Raw genomic sequence first — 22,842 nt, 5'->3', positions numbered from 1 at the left:
GGCCTCTTCCGTTCATCAGCCCTTGACGCAGATCACCTGCTTGAGGTGCGCGACCACCTCGACCAAGTCCTTCTGCTGTTCGATGACCTTGTCGATGGACTTGTAGGCGCCCGGGATCTCGTCCACCACGCCGCTGTCCTTGCGGCACTCCACGCCCTTGGTCTGCTCGGCCAAGTCCCGCGTGGTGAACCGCTTCTTCGCGGCGGTGCGGCTCATCTTGCGGCCGGCGCCGTGCGAGGCGGAGTTGAACGACGCCTTGTTGCCCAGGCCGCGGACGATGTACGAACCGGTGCCCATCGAGCCCGGGATGATCCCGTAGTCGCCGGAGCCGGCCCGGATCGCGCCCTTACGGGTCACCAGCAGGTCGACGCCGTCGTACCGCTCCTCCGACACGTAGTTGTGGTGGCAGCTGATCACCTCGTCGAAGGTGACCTTCGCCTTCGTGAACTCACCCCGGACGACGTCCTGGAAGAGCGCCATCATCATCGCGCGGTTGTGCTTCGCGTACTCCTGCGCCCAGAAGAGGTCCTGACGGTAGTCGGCCATCTCCGGGGTCTTCGCGAGGAAGACCGCCAGATCCCGGTCGACCAGGCCCTGGTTGTGCGACAGCGAGCGGGCGACGCCCATGTGGTGCTCCGCCAGCTCCTTGCCGATGTTGCGGGAGCCGGAGTGCAGCATCAGCCAGACCGCATCAGTCGTATCGACACACAGTTCTATGAAGTGATTTCCTCCGCCGAGCGTCGCCATCTGCTGCATCGCCCGCTCGCGGCGCCACTTGACGTCCTCCGCGATGTCGTCGAAGCGGTGCCAGAAGTCGTCCCAGCCCTCCGTGCGGAAGCCGCGCAGCTTGGCCGGGTCGACCGGGTCGGTGTGCAGGCCGCGGCCGACCGGGATGGCCTGCTCGATCTTGGAGCGCAGGTCGGAGAGGTCGTCCGGAAGGTCCTTGGCGGTGAGGGAGGTCTTCACCGCGCTCATCCCGCAGCCGATGTCGACGCCGACCGCCGCCGGGCAGACCGCGTCCTTCATCGCGATGACGGAGCCGACCGTCGCACCCTTGCCCAGGTGGACGTCCGGCATCACGGCGAGGCCGTGCAGCCACGGCAGGGAGCTGATGTTGCGCAGCTGCTGGAGGGCCGCGCCCTCGACCGTCGCCGGGTCGGTCCACATCCGGATCGGGACGCGGATGCCGGGTACTTCGGTGTACGACATGGGTGAACGACCTCCAGAGGTCGGGTAGTTCGGGGAAGGAGCTGCCGCGCGAAAGAGAATCCCGGTGCGGCTCGGGGAAGTTCGGGGGGCGACCGCGCTCAGGCAGCCGTGGCGAGGCATGGGAGATACGGCCTCGGGGAGCGTCGTCGTATGGCTTGCTCGACCCGCATGGTGACCGCCTCCCTTCGCTGCTCGCAGTTCGCACGTGTTGTGCGTCGGGGAACATCTATCCACGGAACGGGCCGGGCCCGCAACGGATTTACGAACGCGTCCGGCCCGGCGGAGCGAAGGTGCTCCACCGGGCCGGAGGGGATGCCGGAAGGCGTCAGCTGACGACGGTGACCTCGCCGATCCCCAGCGCCCGCACGTCCGCCTCGATCGCGGCGGCGTCGCCGACCAGCACGGTGACCAGGCGCTCCGGCGGGAAGGCCGCGACCACGGCCTCGGTGGCCGCCGCGGTGGAGAGTTCGGCCAGCTGCCGGTAGACCTCGGCCTGGTAGTCGTCGGCGAGGTACTGCTCGACCTGGTCGGCCAGGGTGCCGGCGACCGAGCCCGCGGTCTCGTACTTCAGCGGCGCGACGCCGACCAGGAACTGCACGGCCTCGTCGCGCTCGGCGTCGGTGAGGCCCTCGGCGGCGAGGGTGCGCAGGATGGTCCAGGTGTCGGCGAGCGCGGGGGCGGTGGAGGCGGTGTCCACCGAGCCGCTGATGGCGATCAGCGAGCGCCCGCTGCCGTCGGCGGCGGAGCGCAGCGGCTGGGCGAAGGCGCGGACGCCGTAGGTGTAGCCCTTCTCCTCGCGCAGGACGCGGTCGAGGCGGGAGGTGAGGGTGCCGCCGAGGCAGTAGGTGCCGAGGATCTGGGCGGCCCAGACCGGGTCGTGGCGGTCGGGGCCGATCCGGCCGATCAGCAGCTGGGTCTGGACGGAGCCGGGGCGGTCGACGATGAGGACGCGGCCGCGGTCGTCGCCGGTGACGGGGGCGTGGGCGGAGGGCTCGGCGGTGGTGCCGGTCCAGGTGCCGAGGGTGCTCTCCAGCAGGGCGGGCAGGTCGACGCCGGTGAGGTCGCCGACCACCACGACGGTGGTGGTGGCGGGGCGCACGTGGGCGTCGTAGAAGGCCTTGACGGCGGCGCGGTCGATCGACTTGACGGTGTCGGCGGTGCCGCTGCGGGGCCGGGAGAGGCGGTCCGCGGCCTCGAAGAGCTCGGCGTAGAGGGCCTTGGCGGCGCGCCGGGCGGGGTTGGCCTGCTCGTGGACGATCTCGTCGAGGCGGTTGGCGACCAGGCGCTCGATCTCCTCCGCCGGGAGGGCGGGGGCGCGCAGGGCGTCGGAGAGCAGGGTGAGGCCGCGCTGGAGCCGGGAGGCGGGGACTTCGAGGGCGACCCGGATGCAGGGGTGGTCGGCGTGGGCGTCGAGGGTGGCCCCGGCGCGCTCCAGCTCGCCGGCGAACTCCTCGGCGGTGAGGGTGTCGGTGCCCTCGTTGAGGGCGCGGGCGAGGATGGCGGCGACGCCGTCGAGGCCCTCGGGCTCGGCCGCGAGCGGGGCGTCGAGGAGGACCTCGACGGCGACCAGCTGCTGGCCGGGCCGGTGGCAGTGCAGCACGGTGATGCCGTTGCCGAGGGCGGCCCGCTCGGGGGCGGGGAAGGCCCAGGGGCTGGGGGTGCCGGGCTGGGGCTGGGGGTGGAAGGTCATCGCGGGGACGTAGTCGGTGCTCATACGGCGGCACCCTCCTCTTCGGAAGCGGCGTCGGAAGCGTCGTCGGCGGCGGTCGCGGTCGGCTCGTACACGAGGACGGCCCGGTTGTCGGGGTGGAGCCGGGCCTTGGCGACGGCCTGGACCTCCTCGGCGGTGACGTCGAGGACCTTGGGGAGGGCGTCGTTCAGCAGCTTGGGGTCGCCGAACAGGACGGCGTAGCGGCAGAGTTCGTCGGCGCGGCCGGCGACAGTGGTGAGCCGGTCGAGCCACTCGCGCTCGATCTGGGCCTGGGCGCGCTCGAGTTCCTCGGGGGTGGGGCCCTCGGCGGCGAAGCGGGCGAGCTCCTCGTCGACGGCGGCGTCGATCTGCGCGATGGTGGCGTCGCCGGAGGTCTTGACGTCGAGCCAGCCGAGGCTGGGGGCGCCGGCGAGGCGCAGCAGGCCGAAGCCGGCGGCGACGGCGGTGCGGTCGCGGCGGACGAGCCGGTTGTAGAGCCGGCTGGACTCGCCGCTGCCGAGGATGGTGAGCGCGAGGTCGGCGGCGTCGGCCTCCCGGGTGCCGTCGTGCGGCAGGCGGTAGGCGGCCATCAGGGCGCGGGAGGGGACGTCCTCGGCGAGTTCCTGGCGCAGCTCGCGGCCGATGGTGTCGGGGAGTTCGCCGGAGCGCGGGGGCTGCTTGCCGTCGTGCGCGGGGATGGAGCCGAAGTACTTCTCGACCCAGGCGATGGTCTGCTCGGGGTCGATGTCGCCGACCACGGAGAGCACCGCGTTGTTGGGCGCGTAGTAGGTGCGGAAGAACGTCCGGGCGTCCTCGAGGGTGGCGGCGTCGAGGTCGGCCATGGAGCCGATCGGGGTGTGGTGGTACGGGTGCCCGTCGGGGTACGAGAGCGCGGTGAGCTTCTCGAAGGCGGTGCCGTACGGGACGTTGTCGTAGCGCTGGCGGCGTTCGTTCTTGACGACGGCGCGCTGGTTCTCCATGGACGCGTCGTCGAGGGCGGCGAGCAGCGAGCCCATGCGGTCGGCCTCCAGCCAGAGGGCGAGCTCCAGCTGGTGGGCGGGCATGGTCTCGTAGTAGTTGGTGCGCTCGAAGCTGGTGGTGCCGTTGAGCGAGCCGCCGGCGCCCTGGACGAGCTCGAAGTGGCCGTTGTTGGAGACGTTGGCGGAGCCCTGGAACATCAGGTGCTCGAAGAGGTGGGCGAGGCCGGTGCGGCCCTTGACCTCGTGGCGGGAGCCCACGTCGTACCAGAGGCAGACCGCGGCGACCGGGGTGAGGCGGTCCTCGGAGAGGACGACACGCAGGCCGTTGGCCAGGCGGTGCTCGGTGATGGCGATGCCTCGGCTGGAGGCGGGGGCCGGGTTGGCCATGCGCTCGGGTCCTTCCCGTCGTCGATGTCGGGGTTCGTGTGGCGTCCCCCATTGTGGTGCAACGCGTGGGGGGCGTGTTTGTGTCCGCGCGGAAGCGGCGTTCGCCAGGGGCGGAAGAGGGCCGCTGACCGGGAGTGTCGGCGCGAGGGTCCACAATGGGGGCGCCGTGCCCTGTCGGTCGCGCCCGGTTGACGGGTCGCGGCGGCAGGACGGTGAATCAGGGAGCCGGGGCGGCGAAGCCCGTCCGGTGACCGACCCGGCCGGCCCACGACCGACCGACGACACAGCCAGCGACACGTAAGGGAGCCCCGCCGCGATGGCCCGCCGCAGTTCGCAGACCCCGCCGCCCGGAGACTTCGAGGAGCGGATCCTCGACGTCGACGTCGTGGACGAGATGCAGGGCTCCTTCCTGGAGTACGCCTACTCGGTGATCTACTCGCGTGCGCTGCCCGACGCGCGGGACGGTCTGAAGCCGGTGCACCGCCGGATCCTGTACCAGGCCAACGAGATGGGCCTGCGTCCGGACCGCGCGCACGTGAAGTGCGCGCGCGTGGTGGGCGAGGTGATGGGCCGGCTGCACCCGCACGGCGACCAGTCGATCTACGACTCGGTGGTGCGCATGGCGCAGCCGTTCTCGATGCGGCTGCCGCTGATCGACGGGCACGGCAACTTCGGTTCGCTGGGCAACGACGACCCGCCGGCCGCGATGCGGTACACCGAGTCGCGGCTGACGGCCGCCTCGATGGCGATGGTGGAGTCGATCCACGAGGACACCGTCGACTTCGGGCCGAACTACGACGGCAGCGAGCAGGAGCCGATGGCGCTGCCGGCCGCGTTCCCGAACCTGCTGGTGAACGGCGCGACGGGCATCGCGGTGGGCATGGCGACGAACATGCCACCGCACAACCTGTCCGAGGTGGTGGCCGCGGCCCGGCACCTGATCAAGCACCCGACCGCGGACCTGGACACGCTGATGCGGTTCGTGCCCGGTCCGGACCTGCCGACGGGCGGGCGGATCGTGGGCCTGTCGGGCATCCGGGACGCGTACGAGTCGGGCCGCGGCACCTTCAAGATCCGGGCCACCACGACGATCGAGAACGTCACGGCGCGCCGCAAGGGCATCGTGGTGACCGAGCTGCCGTACAACGTCGGCCCGGAGAAGGTCATCTCGAAGATCAAGGACCTGGTCAACGCGAAGAAGCTGCAGGGCATCGCGGACGTCAAGGACCTGACCGACCGCGAGCACGGGCTGCGGCTGGTGATCGAGGTGAAGAACGGCTTCGTGCCGGAGGCGCTGCTGGAGCAGCTCTACAAGTTGACGCCGTTGGAGGAGACCTTCGGCATCAACAACGTGGCGCTGGTGGACGGGCAGCCGCTGACGCTGGGCCTCAAGGAGCTGCTGGAGGTCTACGTCGACCACCGGTTCACCGTGGTGCGCCGGCGCAGCGACTTCCGCCGCCGCAAGCGGGAGGAGCGGCTGCACCTGGTCGAGGGCCTGCTGGTGGCCCTGGTCGACATCGACGAGGTCATCGCGATCATCCGGTCGAGTGACAACGCCCAGCAGGCGAAGGAGCGCCTGATGGAGCGCTTCTCGCTGTCGGAGACGCAGACCGGCTACATCCTGGACACCCCGCTGCGCCGGCTGACCAGGTTCGACCGGGTGGAGCTGGAGCAGGAGAAGGCGAAGCTGACCGCGGAGATCGCGGAGCTGACCGAGATCCTGGACTCGGACAGCAGGCTGCGCAGTGTGGTGTCCTCCGAACTGGGCGCGGTGTCCAAGCAGTTCGGGACGGAGCGGCGCACGGTGCTGCTGGAGGCGGGGGCGGCTCCGTCGGCGGCGCTGGCGGTGCCGCTGGAGGTGGCGGACGACCCGTGCCGGGTGCTGCTGTCCTCGACCGGGCTGCTGGCGCGGACGGCGGACGGCGAGCCGTTCGAGCTGTCGGAGAAGCGGGCGAAGCACGACGTGATCGTGTCGGCGGTGCCGGCCACGGCGCGGGCGGACGTGGGTGTGGTGACGTCCGCGGGCCGGGTGCTGCGGCTGCCGGTGATCGACCTGCCGGCGCTGCCGCCGATGCCCTCGCCGACGCTGGCGGGCGGGGCCGCGGTGGAGGAGTTCCTGCGGCTGGAGGCCGGGGAGCGGGTGCTGGCGCTGACCACGCTGGACGAGTCCTCGCCGGGGCTGGCGCTGGGCACGGTGCAGGGTGTGGTGAAGCGGGTGGTGCCGGAGTGGCCGGCGAACAAGGACGAGTTCGAGGTGATCGCCCTCAAGGACGGCGACGCGCTGGTGGGCGCGGTCGAACTGCGCACCGGCGAGGAGGACTTGGTCTTCATCACCTCGGACGCCCAGCTGCTGCGCTACCCGGCGGGTCAGGTCCGGCCGCAGGGCCGTCCGGCGGGCGGCATGGCGGGCGTCAAGCTGTCGGACGGCGCCCGGGTGCTGTCGTTCACGGCGGTGGACCCGGCCGTGGACGCGGTGGTGGTCTCGGTGGCGGGTGCCTCGGGCACGCTGTCCGGTGACGAGCAGTCGTCGTGGAAGGTCACCCCGTTCGAGCAGTACCCGCGCAAGGGCCGGGCGACCGGCGGTGTCCGCTGCCAGCGCTTCCTGCGCGGCGAGGACGGCCTGGCGTTCGCCTGGGCGGGTGCCGCCCCGGCCCGGGCCGCCGGTGCCAAGGGCGCGCCGGTCGACCTGCCGGAGCGCGATCCCCGCCGGGACGGCTCGGGCACGCCGGTGACGGCGCCGATCGAGGTGGTGGCCGGTCCGGCGTGAGCTCGGACCGGTCCTGAGGCCGGGTAACGGGGGGCGGGGTGCCTACGGGTGCCCCGCCCCCCGGCGTGTCCGGGACCGGCGCGCCCTGGGCCCCTGCCCCGGCGAGGCACCCTTCCGGACCCCTGGGCGGGCCGGACCGCTGAGGGTAGCCTTGCCCGGGTGAGCACTTGTGCGACCCTCTCGCGTGAACTTTCGGAGCCGCTGACCGCCACGGCGGCGGTGGCGACCACCTGGCTGCTGCTGGAACAGAGCGGCCCGTGGGGTGCGAAAGCACTGGGTGAGAGCCACCTGGACCAAGCAGTCGGGCGCGCGCTGGAGGCCGCCGCGGCGGGCACCGGCGTACGGGTGGCCCTGATCCGGCGGCCGGGCCGGCACGCGGACTGCCTGCCGACGGCGCGACACGAGGTGGTCGTGGCGCACACGGTGCCGGGCCGCGGCTGGGTCCGCCGGGCGCAGGTGACGGACCCGGCGGAGCTGCTGGAGCTGGACTTCGCCGCGCTGGGCGCCGGTGACCACGGGGGTTTCGGGGCGGAGCACGTCGGCGGCCCGCTGGCGCTGGTGTGCACCAACGGCCGCCGGGACCGCTGCTGCGCACTGCTGGGCCGTCCGCTGGCCGCGGAGCTGGCGGCGGCCGGGCACAGCGAGGTGTGGGAGGTCACCCACCTGGGCGGGCACCGCTTCGCCCCCACGATGCTGGTGCTGCCGTACGGCTACGCGTACGGGCGACTGACGCCGGAGAGCGCCAAGGAGGTGCTGGCGGCGACGGCGGCCGGGCACATGGTGCCGGAGTGGTCCCGCGGCTGCTCGGGCTGGGAGCGGCCGGGCCAGGCGGCCGAGCACGCGGTGCGGCTGGCGATCGGCGAGACCGCGGTGGACGCGCTGACCCTGGCGCAGCGGCCGGACGGCCCGGGCCGCTGGCTGGTGGCGGTGATCCACCGGGACGGGCGGGCCTGGGAGGTGGACGTGATCGAGTCGGTGAGCGAGCCGGCCCGTCCGGAGAGCTGCGGCAAGGCGGCGGGGACGCCGTCCCGGATGGACGTGCTCTCCGTACGGGGGATCTGAACGGTACGGGAATCCGAGCGGTACGGGGATCCGAACACCGCGGCGGCCCCGCGCCCGTGGGGGTGAGCGCGGGACCGCGGCGGCGGAGCGTCAGCCGGCGGCCTGGCCGACGAACTCCGTGGTGTAGGTCTTGGACAGGTCGATCGTCCCCTCCTTGCCCTTGACGTCGGGGTGGAAGGCGGCGAGCACCGCGAGCACCGTCCCGGGCCCGTCGGCGGGCATCACCCCGTCGGTGGTGAACATCGGCAGGGTGGACTTGATCGCCGCCGCGTACTGCTCGGCGCCGCCCTGCGCGTAGTCGGCGGGCATCTTCGCGGCGATCTCCTCGGGGCTGTGGGTGGACATCCACTTGAGGGTCTTGACGAAGGCGTTGGTGAGCTTCTGGGTGGTGTCCTTGTTCTTCTCGACCCACTCGGTGTTCATGTACAGCGAGGACGACGGGTAGAGCCCGCCGAGCGCCTGGCGCGAGCCCTCGGGGGTGCGCATGTCGTAGAGGATCTTGCCGAGGCCCTTGTCGAGGACGGTGGCGACGGTCGGGTCGGTGGTCATCCCGGCGTCGATGCTGCCCTGCTGGAGGGCGGCGATGAAGGTCTGGCCGGCGCCGACCGCGATCGGGCTGAACTCGCTGACGGAGGCGCCGTTCTTGACCGCGAGGTACTTGGTGAGGAAGTCGGTGGAGGAGCCGATGCTGGTGACGCCGAGCTTCCTGCCCTTGAAGTCGGCGCCGGACTTGATGGCGTCGGCCTGCTTGGTGGAGACCAGTTCGACCTCGCCGGGGGCCTGGGCGAACTGGACCACGGACTCGACGTGCTTGCCCTTGGCCTGGAGGTCGATGGTGTGGTCGTAGAAGCCGACGGCGCCCTGGACGTCGCCGGCCAGCAGCGCGGTGGTGGCGTTGACGCCGGCCGGCTCGGTGAGCAGTTCGACGTTGACGCCGGCCTCGGCGAAGTAGCCGAGCCGCTGGGTGAGCATCGCGGGCAGGTAGATGACCTTGTCCAGGCCGCCGACCATGATCTTGACCTTGGGGCCGTCGACCTGCTGCCCGGCCGGCGCGGCGCCGTGGGTCGAGGTGGCGGCGTCGTTGGCGCAGGCGGCGAGCGGGAGGAGCAGGGCGGCGGCGAGGACGACCGTAAGGACTCTGCTCGTCGGGTTCGGGCGCATCGTGGGGGAACCTCTCGGTACGTACGGGCGGGGGGAGTTCAGCGGCCGTCGCCCGCGTCGGCGGGCTTCCAGCGGAAGAGTCTCTTCTCGGCGAAGGTCAGCAGCCCCTCGGTGAGCAGCGCGACGACGGCGAGGATGGTCATGGCGGCGTACACCCCGGCCGCGTTGAAGGTGCCCTGGGCGGCGGCGACCAGCAGGCCGAGGCCCTTGGTGGCGCCGATGTACTCGCCGACGATCGCGCCGATCAGCGCGAAGCCGAAGCTGACGTGCAGGCTGGTGAAGATCCAGGTGGTGGCGGCGGGGATGACCACCTGAAGGGTGACCCTGCGGTTGTCGGCGCCCAGGATGCGGGCGTTGGCGACCAGGTTGCGGTCCACCTCGCGGGCGCCCTGGAAGGCGTTGAAGAACACCGGGAAGAACACCAGCACCACCGCGGAGGCGACCTTGGAGGCCGGGCCGAGGCCGAACCAGATCAGGAAGATCGGGGCGAGCACGATCCGCGGGATCGCGTTGAGCACCTTGATGTACGGCCCGAACACATCGGCCAGGAAGCGGATCCGGCCGAGCGCGATGCCCAGCAGCACACCGCCGACCACGCCGATCACCCAGCCGGTGAGGGCCTCGTACAGGGTGTAGCCGATCTGCTCGCCGAGCGAGCCCTGGGCGGTGCCGTGGGTGGTCCACTGCCAGATCTGGTCCCAGATCCTCGACGGCTGCGAGAAGTTGAACGGGTCGATGACCTCGGTGCGGGCGCACACCTCCCAGAGGCCGAGGAAGGCGACCAGCACCCCGATCCGGGCCGCGTAGACGGTCAACTTCCGGTTGCGGGACGCCCGTTCGCGGGCCTCGGTCCTGCTGGTGACGGCCGGGGGCTTCCCGGCGGCGGTCGAAGCGGTCTCGGACGCGGTCTCAAGCGGCACGACCCGCTCCTCTCTCCCGGGTGATGCGCACCTCTTCGCCGAGCGAGGCCCAGATCTCGCGGTACAGCTCGACGAACCTCGGTTCCAGCCGGACGGCCTCCACGGTGCGCGGTCGTGGCAGGTCGACGGTGAAGACCTCCTTGACGGTGGCCGGCCCGGCCGTCATCACGACGACCCGGTCGGCGAGCGCGATGGCCTCGTCCAGGTCGTGGGTGACGAACACGACCGAGGCTGCGTTTCTGGAAGAACCCGTCCCCGCCCACAGCTCCAGCAGCTGGTCGGACATCAGGGCGCGGGTCTGCACGTCCAGCGCCGAGAACGGCTCGTCCATCAGCAGGATGGTCGGGTCGTTGACGAAGGTCTGGGCGAGTGCGACGCGCTTGCGCATGCCGCCGGACAGCTGGTGCGGGTAGCGGTCCTCGAAGGCGGCCAGGCCGACCCGGGCCAGCCAGTCCCGGGCCCGCTCCCTGGCCTCGGCGGCGGGCACGCCGCGGAAGCGCGGCCCGGCCATCACGTTGGACAGCACGGTCCGCCAGGGGAAGACGGCGTCCTGCTGGAAGACGAACCCGACCTTGGGGTCGATCCCGCGCACGGGCTCGCCGTACACCCGGACCTCGCCCTCGGTGGGCTCCTCCAGACCGCTGACCAGGGTCAGCGTGGTGGACTTGCCGCAGCCGGTGGGGCCGACGACGGCGACGAACTCGCCCTGGGCGACGGTCAGATCGAGATCGCGGACGGCGGTGTGCAGCGCACCGGAGGGGGTGCGGAAGCGTTTCGTCGCGCCGGTCAGCTCGATCGCCGGGGTATCGGTCATTCATTCCTCCCGGGTCAGTGCTTGCCCCGGAAAGGTAGGAGCGGTCCGGGCCCCGGCGGGAGCCTTCTCCGCGTAGTGCGACTTCTCCGCATTGAGGGGTGTTCTGCTCCTTTTGCTTCCGCTACAACTGCGGGGACGCGGGCTGACAGAAACACATCGGAAACATAGGGTGTGCCGACCCCACCCCTACCGGACCCCGCCCCCACCGGACCCCACCCCCACCGGACCCCATCCCTGCCGACCCCCACCTGCCGGACCCCGCCCCCGCCGAGAGGAGGCCCGGATGAAGCTCCCCCACTGGCCCCGCCGGGTCTTCGCCCAGCTCCTGCTGAGCCAGACCGTCGTCACCGTCGGCGTCACCGCCGTGACCGCCGGGCTGTTCCTGGCCCCGGTCAGCAACGAACTGGACCACGACGCGATGCAGCGCGCGCTGTCCATCGCCCAGGCCACCGCCACCGACGAGACCATCGCCCGGGCCGCCGACGCCCGGGACGTCGTCACCGCGCAGCGCAACGCCGAGCAGATCCGGCTCGCCACCGGCGCCAGCTTCGTCGTGGTCACCGACCTGGACGGCATCCGCCTCTCGCACACCGACCCGGGCCGGATCGGCCACCGGGTCAGCACCGACCCCGAGCCCGCGCTCAGCGGCCGCAGCGTCACCGCGATCCAGCAGGGCACCCTGGGCCGCACCGCCCGCGGCAAGGTGCCGCTGCGGATGGCGGACGGCCGGATCGTCGGCGAGGTGTCGGTCGGGATCAGCGACGACTCGATCCGCCGCCGCCTGCTGAAGATGCTCACCGGCATCCTGCTGTGCGCCGCGGCCGGTCTGGCCGCGGGCACCCTCGCCACCCTGGTGCTGGCCCGCCGGCTCAAGCGCCGCACCCACAACATCGCGCTGGCCGACATCTCCGCGCTGCTGGTCGAGCGGGAGGCCATGCTGCACGGCATCCGCGAGGGCATGGTGGCGCTGGACGAGCGGGGCAGGATCCGGCTGGCCAACGACGAGGCCGTGCGGCTGCTCGGCCTGCCCGAGGACTGCACCGGCCGCCCGATCACCGCGGTGCTGCCGCCGGGCCGGCTGGCCGACGTGCTGACCGGGCGGATCACCGGCGCCGACCTGCCGGCCGTCCGGGACGACCGGGTGCTGGTGGTCAACCGGACGGCCACCTCCGAAGGCGCCGTGGTGACGCTGCGCGACCGCACCGAGCTGGAGTCGCTGGTCCGCGAACTGGACACCACCCGCAGCCTGACCGAGGCGCTGCGCGCCCAGGACCACGAGCACGCCAACCGGATGCACACCCTGCTCGGCCTGCTCGAACTGGGCCGCCACGAGCAGGCGGTGGCCTTCATCTCGGAGCAGTCCGGTTCGCACGCCGTGGTCGCCGCCCGGATCGCCGAGCAGGTGCAGGACCCGCACGTGGCGGCGCTGCTGGCGGGCAAGACGGCGGTGGCCGGCGAGCGCGGGGTGCGGCTGGTGCTGGCCCCGGCGGCGCACCTGCCGGACGCGGTGGTGGACGCCCGGGCGCTGGTCACGGTGCTCGGCAACCTGATCGACAACGCGGTGGACGCCCTGGTGCCGGGCGGGGGCGGGCGGCTGGAGGTGACGCTGGCGGCGGCCGGTTCCACCCTGCTGCTCCAGGTCGCGGACAGCGGCCCGGGCGTCCCGGAGGACCTGCGCGAGCAGGTCTTCGAGGAGGGGTGGACCAGCAAGGACGCGCCCGCGCACCGTCCGCGCGGGCTGGGCCTGGCGATGGTGCGGCGGCTGGTCGAACGGACCGGCGGCCGGATCGTGCTCGACACCGGCCCGCTCGGCGGCGCCCGCTTCACCGTCGAGCTGCCCGAGGCCCTGCTCACCACTCAGCTCGTGGAGGCGTGATGATCGACGTACTCGTGGTGGACGACGACTTCCGGGTCGCGGACGTGCACGCCGCGTACGTGGCCAAGGTGCCGGGCTTCCGGGTCACCGGCACCGCCCACTCGGCCGGGGAGGCCCTGGCCGCGCTGGAACGCCGCCCGGTGGACCTCCTGCTGCTGGACCACCACCTGCCGGACGAGACCGGCCTGGCCCTGGTCCGCCGGCTACGGGAGCGCCAGGTGACCTGCGACGTGATGATGGTGACCGCCGCCCGGGACGTCTCCACCGTGCACGCCGCGATGCAGCACGGCGCCCTGCAGTACCTGGTCAAGCCGTTCACCTTCGGCGGGCTCCGGGACAAGCTGGTCTGCTACGCCCAGCTGCGCCACGCGCTGGCCGCACCGGCCCGGGAGGCCGGCCAGGACGAGGTGGACCGGCTGTTCGCCACCCTGCGCAGCGCCGCCGCACCCGCCGGGACGCTGCCGAAGGGCCACTCCGCGCCCACCACCGACCTGGTCCTGGGCGTGCTGCGCCGGGCGGGCCGGCCGCTGTCCGCCCAGGAGGTCGCCGACGCCACCGGGCTCAGCCGCTCGACGGCCCAGCGCTACCTCAAGCAGCTGGAACGCGACAGCCGGCTGCGGCTGACCCTGCGCTACGGCGACACCGGCCGCCCCGAGCACCGCTACGGGCTGGCCGCCCGGGCCTGACCGCCCGCGGACAGGCCCGGGCCGCGGACAGGCCCGGGCCGCGGACAGGCCCGGGCCCCGGCGGCTAGGCCGCGCCCGCACCCGTGAGGGCGCGCACCTCCAGCTCGGCGAAGCGGTCCGCGTCGGCCGGCTCGGGAGAGGTGAGCGTCCCGATCCAGCCGGCCAGGAAGCCGAGCGGGATGGAGACGATCCCGGGGTTCTCCAGCGGGAACCAGTGGAAGTCGACGCCGGGGAACAGCGCCACCTTGGTGCCGGAGACCACCGGCGAGAAGAACACCAGCACGATCGCCGGGACCAGCCCGCCGTACACCGACCAGACCGCGCCCCGGGCGGTGAACCGCGACCAGAACAGGCTGTACAGCAGCACCGGCAGGTTGGACGAGGCCGCCACCGCGAAGGCCAGGCCGACCAGGAAGGCGACGTTCAGCTGCTGGGCGTACAGGCTGATCACGATCGCCGCCGCGCCGATCCCGGCGGCGGCGAACCGGGCCACCACCACCTCCTGCTGCTCGCTCGGCTTCTCGACGGTCTCCTCCTCCGCGTAGCCGCGGTGGGTCCCCGCCGCGGCGACGCGGCGCGGACGGCCCCGCCAGGCACCGGCCCAGATGTCGTGGGCGAAGGCGGCGGAGGAGGCCAGGGTCAGCCCGGCGACCACGGCGAGGATGGTGGCGAAGGCGATCGCCGAGATCAGCGCGAACAGCACCACCCCGCCGGTGCTGCCGTTGCCGCCGCCGAGCACCAGGGCGAGCAGCGGGACGGCGGTGTTCCCGGCCGAGTTGGCGTGCCGCACCTCGGCGGAGCCGACCAGCGCGGTGGCGCCCAGGCCGAGCGCGATGGCCATCAGGTAGAAGCCGCCGACCAGGCCGATCGCCCACATCGTGGAGCGGCGGGCGGCCCGCGCGGTGGGCACCGTGTAGAAGCGGGACAGGATGTGCGGCAGGCCGGCGGTGCCGAGCACCAGGGCCAGGCCGAGGCTGAAGAAGTCCAGCCGACTGGTGAAGGTGGCACCGTACTTGAGCCCGGGTTCGAGGTAGCGCTGTCCGGCGCCGCTGTGCCGGGCGGCCTGGCGCATCAGCTCGAACAGGTCGCCGTGGAAGCGGACCAGCAGCAGCACGGTGAGCAGCACCGAACCGGCGATCAGCAGCACCGCCTTGACGATCTGGATCCAGGTGGTGGCCCGCATCCCGCCGATCGTGACGTAGACGATCATCAGGGCGCCGACCGCGATGATGGTCCAGGTCCGGGCCTGGGCGCTGTTGGTGCCGAGCAGCAGGGCGACCAGCGAGCCGGCGCCGACCATCTGGGCGACCAGGTAGAGCAGGGTGACCACGACGCTGGCGCCGCCGGCCGCCGCCCGGACCTTGCGGCGGCGCAGCCGCAGCGCGAGCACGTCGGCGAGGGTGTACCGCCCGGCGTTGCGGACGAGTTCGGCGACCAGCATCAGCACGACGAGCCAGGCGACCAGGAAGCCGATGCTGTAGAGCACGCCGTCGTAGCCGTACAGGGCGATCAGCCCGGCGACGCCGAGGAAGGAGGCGGCGGAGAGGTAGTCGCCGGAGAGGGCGAAGCCGTTCTGCAGCGGGGTGAAGTCGCGCCCGCCGGTGTAGAACTCCTCGGCGGCGCTGCCCTGGCGGCCGACCCAGAGGGTGATCCCCAGGGTGACCAGGACGATCACGGCGAACAGCACGATCGCCAGGCCGTGGTGCTGGCCGGTGGGGGCGACGGGGGGCGGGGTGGCGGTGGTCAGCACGCCGGTCACGGCCGTCACCGCAGCTGGTCCTGGGTGTCCCAGCGCAGGCCCAGGGCGGCGCGGTCGCGCTTGGTCCGGGCGTTGCGGGCATAGAGCCAGGTGAGCAGGAAGGTGGAGGCGAACTGCAGCAGGCCGAGCACCCAGGCCACGTTGAGCGGGCCGGCCACCGGGCTGCGCATCACGCCGGGCGCGGCGGCCTCGGCGGCGACGTACATCAGGTACCAGCCGAGGAAGGCGCCGCTGACCGGGAAGACGAAGGAGCGGTAGCTGCGGCGGATGTCCTGGAAGGCCGCGCTGGCCTGGACGCTCCGGTAGACCTCGGTGCTGTCGGTGGTGCTCACCGGCGGGGCCGGCTCCCGCGGCGCGACGATCGGGGCGGGCGGCGCCGCGGCGGCCGGTACCCGCGGCGGCACCGCGGGCGGCCCGACCGGAGCGGCCGGCCGTGCGGCGGGGGCGAGCGGCGCGGCCGCCGGCTCGGGAGCGGCGGCCGACCGGGCGGCGGCCGGACGGGTGGGCACCGGCTGGGCCGGTACGGCCGTTCGGCGGGGGGCGGCAGCAGGCTCGGACGCTGCGGCGGTGGCCGGAGCGGCCCACCAGTCGAATCGCTGTCCCTGGCCGGGACTGCTGGTCTGCTGCTGTGGCACTGCTGCTCCTGGGCCGGGGCGGGCGTTCTGACCCGAACCATCATGGAGGCCGCCGGACACCGTCCCTGACCATCGCAGATACGTTCACTCAATGAGGTGATCGATCATCTGACGGACGCTCATCCGACTACTGCTGCGTACCGGTGATTCCGTGCCGAAAGGCGTACGCGACCGCCTGCGCGCGGTCCCGCACCGCGGTCTTGGCGAACAGGTTGTTGATGTGCGTCTTCACGGTGGCCTGGCTGACGAACAGCCGTTGGGCGATCTCCGCGTTGGAGAGCCCCTCGGCGATCAGCGCGAGCACCTCGGCCTCCCGCACCGTCAACCCGTCCGGCAGCTCCCCGCCCCTGGCGGCCGGCCGCTCGGGGCTCGACGCGCTCGGTGCGCTCGGCGCCGCGGACTTCGCCGGACCCTCCGAAAGCCTTTCCAGCAAGCGGAGTTGGACCTGTGGGGAGAGCCCGGCCGCACCCGCGCGGACGTCCGCGATGGCCTTGGCGATCTCCTCGCCGCCGGCGTCCTTGGTGAGGTAGCCGCGCGCTCCGGCCTGCAGCGCCGGGAACAGCGATTCGTCGTCGGCGTAGGTGGTGAGCACCACGACCTCGGTCCCCGGGTGCGCGGCCCGGATCCGCCGGGTGGCCTCGACGCCGTCCACCCGCGGCATCCGCAGATCCATCAGCACCACGTCCGGGTGGTGGCGCTCCACCAGGGTGACGGCCTCCTCCCCGTCCGCCGCCGCGCCGACCACCTCGATGCCGGGCAGCAGCCCCAGCAGCATCACGATGCCCTCGCGCACCACCGTCTGGTCGTCCGCCACCAGCACCCTGGTGACCGTTTCGTTCATGCCGGCACCCGCAGCAACACCCGCCACCCTCCGTCCTCCGGGCCCGCCAGCAGGGTGCCGCCGAGCAGTTCCGCGCGTTCGCGCATCCCCAGCAGACCGTACCCGCTGCCGCTGTCGGCCAGTTCACCGGAGGACTCCCCTCTCGGCGCCCTGGTGTTGCGCACCTCCAGCTCCACCGCGTCGTCCAGGTACCGCAGTTCGACCGAGCAGCGGGCACCCGGCGCGTGCTTGCGGACGTTGGTCACCGCCTCCTGAGCCGTGCGCCGCACCGCCAACCCTGCCTCGGCGGCCAGCGGCCGGGGCGTGCCGGTCACGGTGAGCCGGGCCCGCTCCCGCCCGGCCAGTTCCACCAGGAACTCCCCGACCGGCGTGAACTCCCCGCGCAGCGCGGACAGCGCCTGCCGGGTCTCGACCAGCCCGTCCTGCGCCATCCGCCGCGCGGCGACGACCCGTTCGCGGACCTGCGCGCGGTCCGTCCCGGCGTCCAGCATCAGCCGGGCCGCCTCCAGGTGGACCAGCTGCGCGGACAGGCTGTGAGCCAGCACGTCGTGGATCTCCCGGGCGATCCTGGCCCGTTCGGCCAGCGCCGCGTTCTCCGCCTCGGCGGCCCGGACGGCACGCTCCTGGACCAGCAGCCGACGGGCGGTGCCGCGCGCCTCGATGTCCATCCGCAGCAGGACGCCGACCAGCACGGACCCTCCGATGGTGGCGGCGACGCTGAGCCAACTCGCCGGGGAGGCCGCCGTGTACGAGCCCAGCGCGGCCGCCGCGGCGAGCAGCGCGGGCGCGGGCGGCAGCCGGATCAGCGCGGTGACGGCCAGCCCGATCCAGAGGAAGTCGGCCAGCGTGTAGGCCAGTCCCCAGTTGGCCAGCCAGCCGGCGCCGATCAGGGCCGCGGTCAGCAGGTAGGAGGCCGCCGGGTGCTGTTCCCGGCTGACCCGCAGGTACACCGCGCAGAGCCCGAAGGCCGCGGCCAGCCCCGCGACCGCGGCCGCTGCCGCCCAGCCCGCGTACTTGCCGCCGGAGAAGGTCCCCCAGCCGATGACGACCAGCAGGACGGCCCGGCCGAACACGGTGAGGACCCGCCGCGGTCGGCTCTCGGCCTCGCGCTCCAGCCCCTCCCGGGACTGCCAGCGGGTCCAGTACCACCCGGGCAAAACTGCCTCCTCGGTGCTCACGGCGGCGGATCAGTGCAGTACGGCGGTCGCCCGCGCGGGCTCCAGCGTCCGGGCCCTCCAGTTGACCACGAGCGAGCGGACCAGCAGCAGGACCGCCATGCCGAGCATCAGCGAGCTGCCCGCCTGGTGGACGCCCAGGGCCGAGCCGGCCGCGTACAGGCCGATCCGGACGGCGAGCATGCCGCCCCAGGCGGCCAGGGTGGCCTTGGTGCCCTTGACCATGACGTTGCCGTCGGCGGCCCGCCAGATCCGGACGGTCCAGCCCCAGACCGTCCCCATCGCGAGGGTGGTGACCAGCCCGGCGGCGAGCAGGGTGGCCGACAGCGCGGTGTGCTGGTGGTCGATGATCTGCGGGTCGCGCAGCGCGAGCACGCCCAGGATCAGCGGGAGCAGCCAGAAGCGGCGTTCGGTGTCCAGGCGCTGGACGCGCATCTGGCGTCCGACCACCAGGACCACCACCGCGACGATCACGAGGAGGTTGGCGAGGGATCCCATCGGATTCTCCGTCTCGAGGAGAGGCTTGTTGCTGACCTCTCCGACGCTACGGATCCCGCGCTCCCCGCTGATCGGAGCCGGGGTGGACCCCGGGTGGAACCGGCGGCGCGGGGGCCCTCCACCCGTGGGTGGAGGGCCCCCGTCGTCCGGCCGGGTCAGGCGTCGATGCGGGAGCGGTCCAGGGTGGCCGCCGAGTCCACGATGAACTCCTTGCGCGGGGCGACGTCGTTGCCCATCAGCAGGTCGAAGATCCGCTCGGCCTGCTCGAGGTCGCCCAGGTTGATCCGGCGCAGGGTGCGGTGGCGCGGGTCCATGGTGGTCTCGGCCAGCTGGTCGGCGTCCATCTCGCCCAGGCCCTTGTACCGCTGCACCGGCTCCTTCCAGCGCTGCCCCTTGCGCTGGAACTCCAGCAGGGTGGAGCGCAGCTCGGCGTCGGAGTAGGTGTAGTGGTACTTCTCCTGGCCGCGCTTGGGGTTGGTGAGCTCGATCCGGTGCAGCGGCGGGACGGCGGCGAAGACCCGGCCCTGCTCGACCATCGGCCGCATGTACCGGTGGAAGAGGGTCAGCAGCAGGGTGCGGATGTGCGAGCCGTCGACGTCGGCGTCGGCCATGAAGATCACCCGGCCGTAGCGGGCCTGGTCGATGTCGAAGGTGCGGCCCGAGCCGGCCCCTATCACCTGGATGATCGCGGCGCACTCGGCGTTCTTGAGCATGTCGCTCACCGAGGCCTTCTGCACGTTGAGGATCTTGCCGCGGATCGGCAGCAGCGCCTGGAACTCGGAGTTGCGGGCGAGCTTGGCGGTGCCGAGCGCGGAGTCCCCCTCGACGATGAACAGTTCGCTGCGCTCGACGTCGTCGCTGCGGCAGTCGGCAAGCTTGGCGGGCAGCGAGCTGGTCTCCAGCGCGGTCTTGCGGCGCTGGGCCTCCTTGTGCTGCCGGGCGGCGACCCGGGTGCGGGCGGCGGCCACGACCTTCTCCAGCACGGACCGGGCCTGCTGCTTCTGGTCCTTCTTGGCCGAGGTGAGGAAGGCCTTGAGCTCCTTGGCGACGACGGCCGCGACGATCCGGTTGGCCGCCGAGGTGCCGAGCACCTCCTTGGTCTGGCCCTCGAACTGCGGCTCGGCGAGCCGGACGGTGACCACGGCGGTGAGGCCCTCGGTGGCGTCGTCCTTGGTGATGTCGTCCTCGGCGACGCGCAGCAGCTTGCTGGCGCGCAGCACCTCGTTGACGGTCTTGGCCAGCGAGCGCTCGAAGCCGGTGACGTGGGTGCCGCCCTTGGGGGTGGCGATGATGTTGACGAAGGAGCGCAGGGTGGTGTCGTACCCGGTGCCCCAGCGCAGCGCGATGTCCACCCCGAGGTGGCGGGTGACCTCGGTGGGGGTCATGTGGCCGAGCTCGTCCAGGACCGGCACGGTCTCCTTGAAGGTGCCCTCGCCCTGCAGCCGCACCACGTCGCTGACCGGCTTGTCGGGGGCCAGGAACTCGCAGAACTCGGCGATGCCGCCGTCGTAGTGGAAGACCGACTCCTCGACCTTCTCGCTCTCGGTGAGCCGCTCGTCACGCACGACGATGGTCAGGCCGGGGACGAGGAAGGCCGTCTGCCGGGCGCGGTTGTGCAGGTGCTCCAGGGAGAGCTTGGCGTCCTTGAGGAAGATCTGCCGGTCGGCCCAGTAGCGGATCCGGGTGCCGGTGCGGGTCTTCGGCACCTTGCGGGTCCGGGTCGTGCCGTTGGCGGGCTCGAAGGGCGCGTCCGGGCTGGCCTCGGTGAAGATGCCGGGGGTGCCGCGGCGGAAGCTGATCGCGTGGGTGTGGCCGCTGCGGTCGACCTCGACGTCCAGGCGGGCGGAGAGCGCGTTGACGACCGAGGCGCCGACGCCGTGCAGACCGCCGGAGGCCGCGTACGAGCCGCCGCCGAACTTGCCGCCCGCGTGCAGCTTGGTCATCACGACCTCGACGCCGGACAGCCCCGTCTTGGGCTCGACGTCGACCGGGATGCCGCGGCCGTTGTCGCGGACCTCCACCGAGGAGTCCGGGTGCAGCAGGACCTCGATGCGGTCGCAGTAGCCGCCCAGCGCCTCGTCGACCGAGTTGTCGATGATCTCCCAGAGGCAGTGCATCAGGCCCCGGCTGTCGGTCGAGCCGATGTACATGCCGGGGCGCTTGCGGACGGCCTCCAGGCCCTCCAGGACGAGCAGGTGCCGCGCGGTGTAGTTGGAACCGTCGTCGCCGGCCAGCAGCGCGGACGGCACGGTCGTTTCGGCACTCACGCGGCACTCTCCTCGGTGAAGTTCTGTCTCATCGGTCACATCCGGACGCATCCGGACCAACCGCCAGTGCAGCACGCCGCACCGACAGTCGTCGCTCTGTGTGCTCGCGACCCTGCGACGGGTGCACAGCACGACGGGCCGGCCCCGCGCAGCTTGTACGCGCTGCGCGAACAAGCACCGCGCCCGGGTGTGGGCCCCGGGGGCGCCATCTCCTCCCGGTACCACCGGTCCTGGCGGATCGTGGGGTCCGGCGCAGGCTCCGGAACTGCCGTTATGCAGGCTACCGGGGCCCGGGACGGGGCTTATGCTCCAACCCGGCAGAGGATTATGCTACGCGGACCTCGACCCCGGTCCCGATCGGACGTTCGAGGCCCGGGCGGATCCCGGGATTCGGTACGCATGAACCACCGACGCCCGGGGCACCTCCTCATCAACACAGCAGAATCCTCAGAGAAGAAAAGCCACGAGCGGGAACGTTTTCGGCCTGGTTGGATGTTGACCCTGGTACGACAGCTCGTCGAGCTAGAGAAGAGGCGACGTGACTACTGTTCTGACACCTGCGAGCCCGCTCACCGCGGCTGACCGCTGCGACCGCTGCGGCGCCCAGGCCTACCTGCGCGTCGTACTCGCCAGCGGCGGAGAGCTGCTCTTCTGCGCCCACCACGGCCGGAAGTTCGAGCCGGAGCTCAAGAAGATCGCCGTGGAGATACAGGACGAGAGCGGCCGTCTCACCACCAGCACCACCGCGACGGCCGCCGAAGAAGAGCGCTGATCCCAGGCGCCACCACCAGCAGCCAGCGTCGAGCTGTGTCCGGCCGCGCACCGCGCGCGACCGGGGAGCCGGGTGATCGACCCCTTCGGGGGCCGATCACCCGGCTTCGCTGTTCTCCTGGCCGTTCTCCCGCGTTCGCCCCCGCGCGGGCCGTCCACAGCGGCCTCCTGACGGTCTCGCGGCGGGCCGGAGCCGAAACGGCGTCAGAACGTCAGCGCGCCATCACCCGCGGCGACGCCCGGAGCACCGAGCGCTCACCACACGGAGCGCTCAGAGCGCCGAGCGCACCGCGTCCGTGACCGAGGACACCCGGGTGTACACCCCCGGGTGCGCCGCCTCGGCGCAGCCCGTCCCCCAGGACACCAGCCCGACCAGTCGGCCGGCCACGATCAGCGGTCCGCCGCTGTCGCCCTGGCAGGCGTCCTTGCCGCCCTTCTCCGCGCCCGCGCAGACCATCCCGCGGGCCTCGAACTTGCCGTCCGGCCCGCCCGGGTAGGCGTGCGCACAGGTCTGGTCCGCGACGATCGGCACGTCCACCCGGCGCAGCACCGGCGAGTAGTCGCCCCGCCCGCTGGTGTCGCCCCAGCCGTAGACCTGCGCGGCGGTCCCGGCCGCGTACGGCCCGCTCTCGCCCTGGCCGACCAGCTCGACCACCGGCCGGGGGCCCTGCGACTCGTCCAGGGTGAGCACCGCAACGTCGTTCATGTTCGCGGCGTAGTTGTAGTCGGGGTGGATCCAGACCCGCTGGACCGGCACCTCATGGCCGGCCGAGCCGCGCATGTCGTCCCGGCCGACGATCACCTTGAGGCCCGGCCGGTCCACCCGCCCCTTGGACTCGTCGTAGAAGCAGTGCGCGGCCGTCACCACCTTGGTCGGGGTGACCAGGGCACCCCCGCAGAACTGGCCGGAGCGCCCGCTGCCGAACTGCGGGCGGCTGGCCACCGCCACGATCCACGGGTGGTCGGCGGTGCTCACGGTGCCGCCCCCGACGACCCGGCGCTGCGCGTCGGCGGGGCCGGCCGCTCCGAGCGCCACCAGCGGCACGGGGGCGGCCGCGAGCAGCGCCAGCAGGGCGCCCCGCCGCCGCAGGCGGCGGCCCGTCCGGGCGGCGGCCGGGTCGCCCCGGCGGGGGTCGGGGGTCGGCAGGTCGGCTCGGTCCGGGTCGGTCAGCACCGTGACTCCACAAGGCTCGGCAGCAGGCAACCGGCACAGCGTAGGTGACCGGCTACACTGCGCGACCGCTTCCCGGCATGCCGCCACCCGGACGAGCGACAAGCGCCACCCGGACGCTGACAGAGCGCCCCCGAACGGCCCGAAGGCCCGGAACCGTGGGGTTCCGGGCC

18 protein-coding genes are annotated in these 22,842 nt (G+C 72.6%); 5 read left to right on the top strand and 13 right to left on the bottom strand.

Annotated features, from left to right (window positions below; genetic code table 11):
* Positions 1 to 15 precede the first annotated feature (15 nt).
* From ACFVXG_RS33320 to ACFVXG_RS33310, 3 genes are all read right to left on the bottom strand, one after another.
* Positions 16 to 1,209 (bottom strand): RtcB family protein, encoded by a 1,194-nt coding sequence (locus ACFVXG_RS33320; RefSeq protein WP_387932921.1) that lies wholly within the window; start codon positions 1,207 to 1,209, stop codon positions 16 to 18.
* A gap of 325 nt (positions 1,210 to 1,534) precedes the next feature.
* Positions 1,535 to 2,923, bottom strand: coding sequence for a M16 family metallopeptidase (locus tag ACFVXG_RS33315; RefSeq protein ID WP_387932919.1), 1,389 nt, complete (start codon positions 2,921 to 2,923; stop codon positions 1,535 to 1,537).
* Entirely contained in the window at positions 2,920 to 4,266 is a 1,347-nt protein-coding gene (locus ACFVXG_RS33310) for a M16 family metallopeptidase (protein WP_387932917.1), read from the bottom strand. Before ACFVXG_RS33310 ends, ACFVXG_RS33315 begins: the two co-directional genes overlap by 4 nt.
* Positions 4,267 to 4,582: 316 nt before the next feature.
* On the opposite strand from ACFVXG_RS33310, the gene ACFVXG_RS33305 reads away from it, so the two are divergent.
* Together ACFVXG_RS33305 and ACFVXG_RS33300 are read left to right on the top strand one after the other, a co-directional pair.
* The gene (locus tag ACFVXG_RS33305) at positions 4,583 to 7,033 is read left to right on the top strand and encodes a DNA topoisomerase (ATP-hydrolyzing) subunit A (protein ID WP_387932915.1); all 2,451 of its coding nucleotides are present in this window, start codon (positions 4,583 to 4,585) and stop codon (positions 7,031 to 7,033) included.
* A gap of 159 nt (positions 7,034 to 7,192) precedes the next feature.
* The gene (locus ACFVXG_RS33300) at positions 7,193 to 8,095 is read left to right on the top strand and encodes a sucrase ferredoxin (protein ID WP_387932913.1); all 903 of its coding nucleotides are present in this window, start codon (positions 7,193 to 7,195) and stop codon (positions 8,093 to 8,095) included.
* A gap of 90 nt (positions 8,096 to 8,185) precedes the next feature.
* Here the strand turns inward: ACFVXG_RS33300 and ACFVXG_RS33295 are convergent, their stop codons facing one another.
* Genes ACFVXG_RS33295 through ACFVXG_RS33285 form a run of 3 tightly spaced genes read right to left on the bottom strand, consistent with a single transcriptional unit; the run spans position 8,186 to position 10,990 of the window.
* On the bottom strand, positions 8,186 to 9,256 hold the full coding sequence (locus ACFVXG_RS33295) for an ABC transporter substrate-binding protein (protein WP_387932911.1): 1,071 nt from the start codon (positions 9,254 to 9,256) through the stop codon (positions 8,186 to 8,188).
* 38 nt (positions 9,257 to 9,294) lie between these two features.
* The gene (locus ACFVXG_RS33290) at positions 9,295 to 10,176 is read right to left on the bottom strand and encodes an ABC transporter permease (protein ID WP_387932909.1); all 882 of its coding nucleotides are present in this window, start codon (positions 10,174 to 10,176) and stop codon (positions 9,295 to 9,297) included.
* A complete protein-coding gene (locus ACFVXG_RS33285; RefSeq protein ID WP_387932907.1) occupies positions 10,166 to 10,990 on the bottom strand; it encodes an ABC transporter ATP-binding protein in 825 nt (274 codons plus the stop codon). The genes ACFVXG_RS33290 and ACFVXG_RS33285 overlap by 11 nt, the downstream gene beginning before the upstream one ends.
* A 283-nt stretch (positions 10,991 to 11,273) precedes the next feature.
* Here ACFVXG_RS33285 and ACFVXG_RS33280 point away from each other — a divergent pair, with 283 nt between their 5' ends.
* Entirely contained in the window at positions 11,274 to 12,866 is a 1,593-nt protein-coding gene (locus ACFVXG_RS33280; RefSeq protein ID WP_387932905.1) for an ATP-binding protein, read from the top strand.
* Positions 12,866 to 13,552 (top strand): response regulator, encoded by a 687-nt coding sequence (locus ACFVXG_RS33275; RefSeq protein ID WP_350507811.1) that lies wholly within the window; start codon positions 12,866 to 12,868, stop codon positions 13,550 to 13,552. The genes ACFVXG_RS33280 and ACFVXG_RS33275 overlap by 1 nt, the downstream gene beginning before the upstream one ends.
* Positions 13,553 to 13,616: 64 nt before the next feature.
* On the opposite strand, the gene ACFVXG_RS33270 is transcribed toward ACFVXG_RS33275, so the two are convergent.
* From ACFVXG_RS33270 to ACFVXG_RS33245, 6 genes are all read right to left on the bottom strand, one after another.
* Complete coding sequence (locus ACFVXG_RS33270; RefSeq protein ID WP_387932953.1) at positions 13,617 to 15,311, bottom strand: cation acetate symporter; 1,695 nt, start codon at positions 15,309 to 15,311, stop codon at positions 13,617 to 13,619.
* A gap of 5 nt (positions 15,312 to 15,316) precedes the next feature.
* Positions 15,317 to 15,946 (bottom strand): DUF485 domain-containing protein, encoded by a 630-nt coding sequence (locus ACFVXG_RS33265; RefSeq protein ID WP_387932902.1) that lies wholly within the window; start codon positions 15,944 to 15,946, stop codon positions 15,317 to 15,319.
* A 127-nt stretch (positions 15,947 to 16,073) separates the two neighbouring features.
* Positions 16,074 to 16,787, bottom strand: a complete 714-nt coding sequence (locus tag ACFVXG_RS33260) for a response regulator (RefSeq protein ID WP_387932901.1) — start codon at positions 16,785 to 16,787, stop codon at positions 16,074 to 16,076.
* Positions 16,784 to 17,944, bottom strand: coding sequence for a sensor histidine kinase (locus ACFVXG_RS33255; RefSeq protein WP_387932899.1), 1,161 nt, complete (start codon positions 17,942 to 17,944; stop codon positions 16,784 to 16,786). Before ACFVXG_RS33255 ends, ACFVXG_RS33260 begins: the two co-directional genes overlap by 4 nt.
* A gap of 30 nt (positions 17,945 to 17,974) precedes the next feature.
* Positions 17,975 to 18,460, bottom strand: coding sequence for a DUF1453 domain-containing protein (locus tag ACFVXG_RS33250; RefSeq protein WP_387932897.1), 486 nt, complete (start codon positions 18,458 to 18,460; stop codon positions 17,975 to 17,977).
* Between the two features lie 155 nt (positions 18,461 to 18,615).
* Complete coding sequence (locus ACFVXG_RS33245; RefSeq protein WP_387932895.1) at positions 18,616 to 20,727, bottom strand: type IIA DNA topoisomerase subunit B; 2,112 nt, start codon at positions 20,725 to 20,727, stop codon at positions 18,616 to 18,618.
* 538 nt (positions 20,728 to 21,265) lie between these two features.
* Here ACFVXG_RS33245 and ACFVXG_RS33240 point away from each other — a divergent pair.
* On the top strand, positions 21,266 to 21,499 hold the full coding sequence (locus tag ACFVXG_RS33240) for a hypothetical protein (RefSeq protein WP_375889296.1): 234 nt from the start codon (positions 21,266 to 21,268) through the stop codon (positions 21,497 to 21,499).
* Positions 21,500 to 21,769: 270 nt separating this feature from the next.
* On the opposite strand, the gene ACFVXG_RS33235 is transcribed toward ACFVXG_RS33240, so the two are convergent.
* Complete coding sequence (locus ACFVXG_RS33235) at positions 21,770 to 22,672, bottom strand: S1 family peptidase (RefSeq protein WP_387932894.1); 903 nt, start codon at positions 22,670 to 22,672, stop codon at positions 21,770 to 21,772.
* Between the last annotated feature and the right edge of the window lie 170 nt (positions 22,673 to 22,842).

This window comes from Kitasatospora sp. NPDC058162 (genome assembly GCF_042884005.1).
GTDB lineage: Bacteria > Actinomycetota > Actinomycetes > Streptomycetales > Streptomycetaceae > Kitasatospora.
The sequence above is the reverse complement of the archived record's forward strand: the minus strand, read 5'-3'. Positions and strand labels throughout refer to the sequence as shown.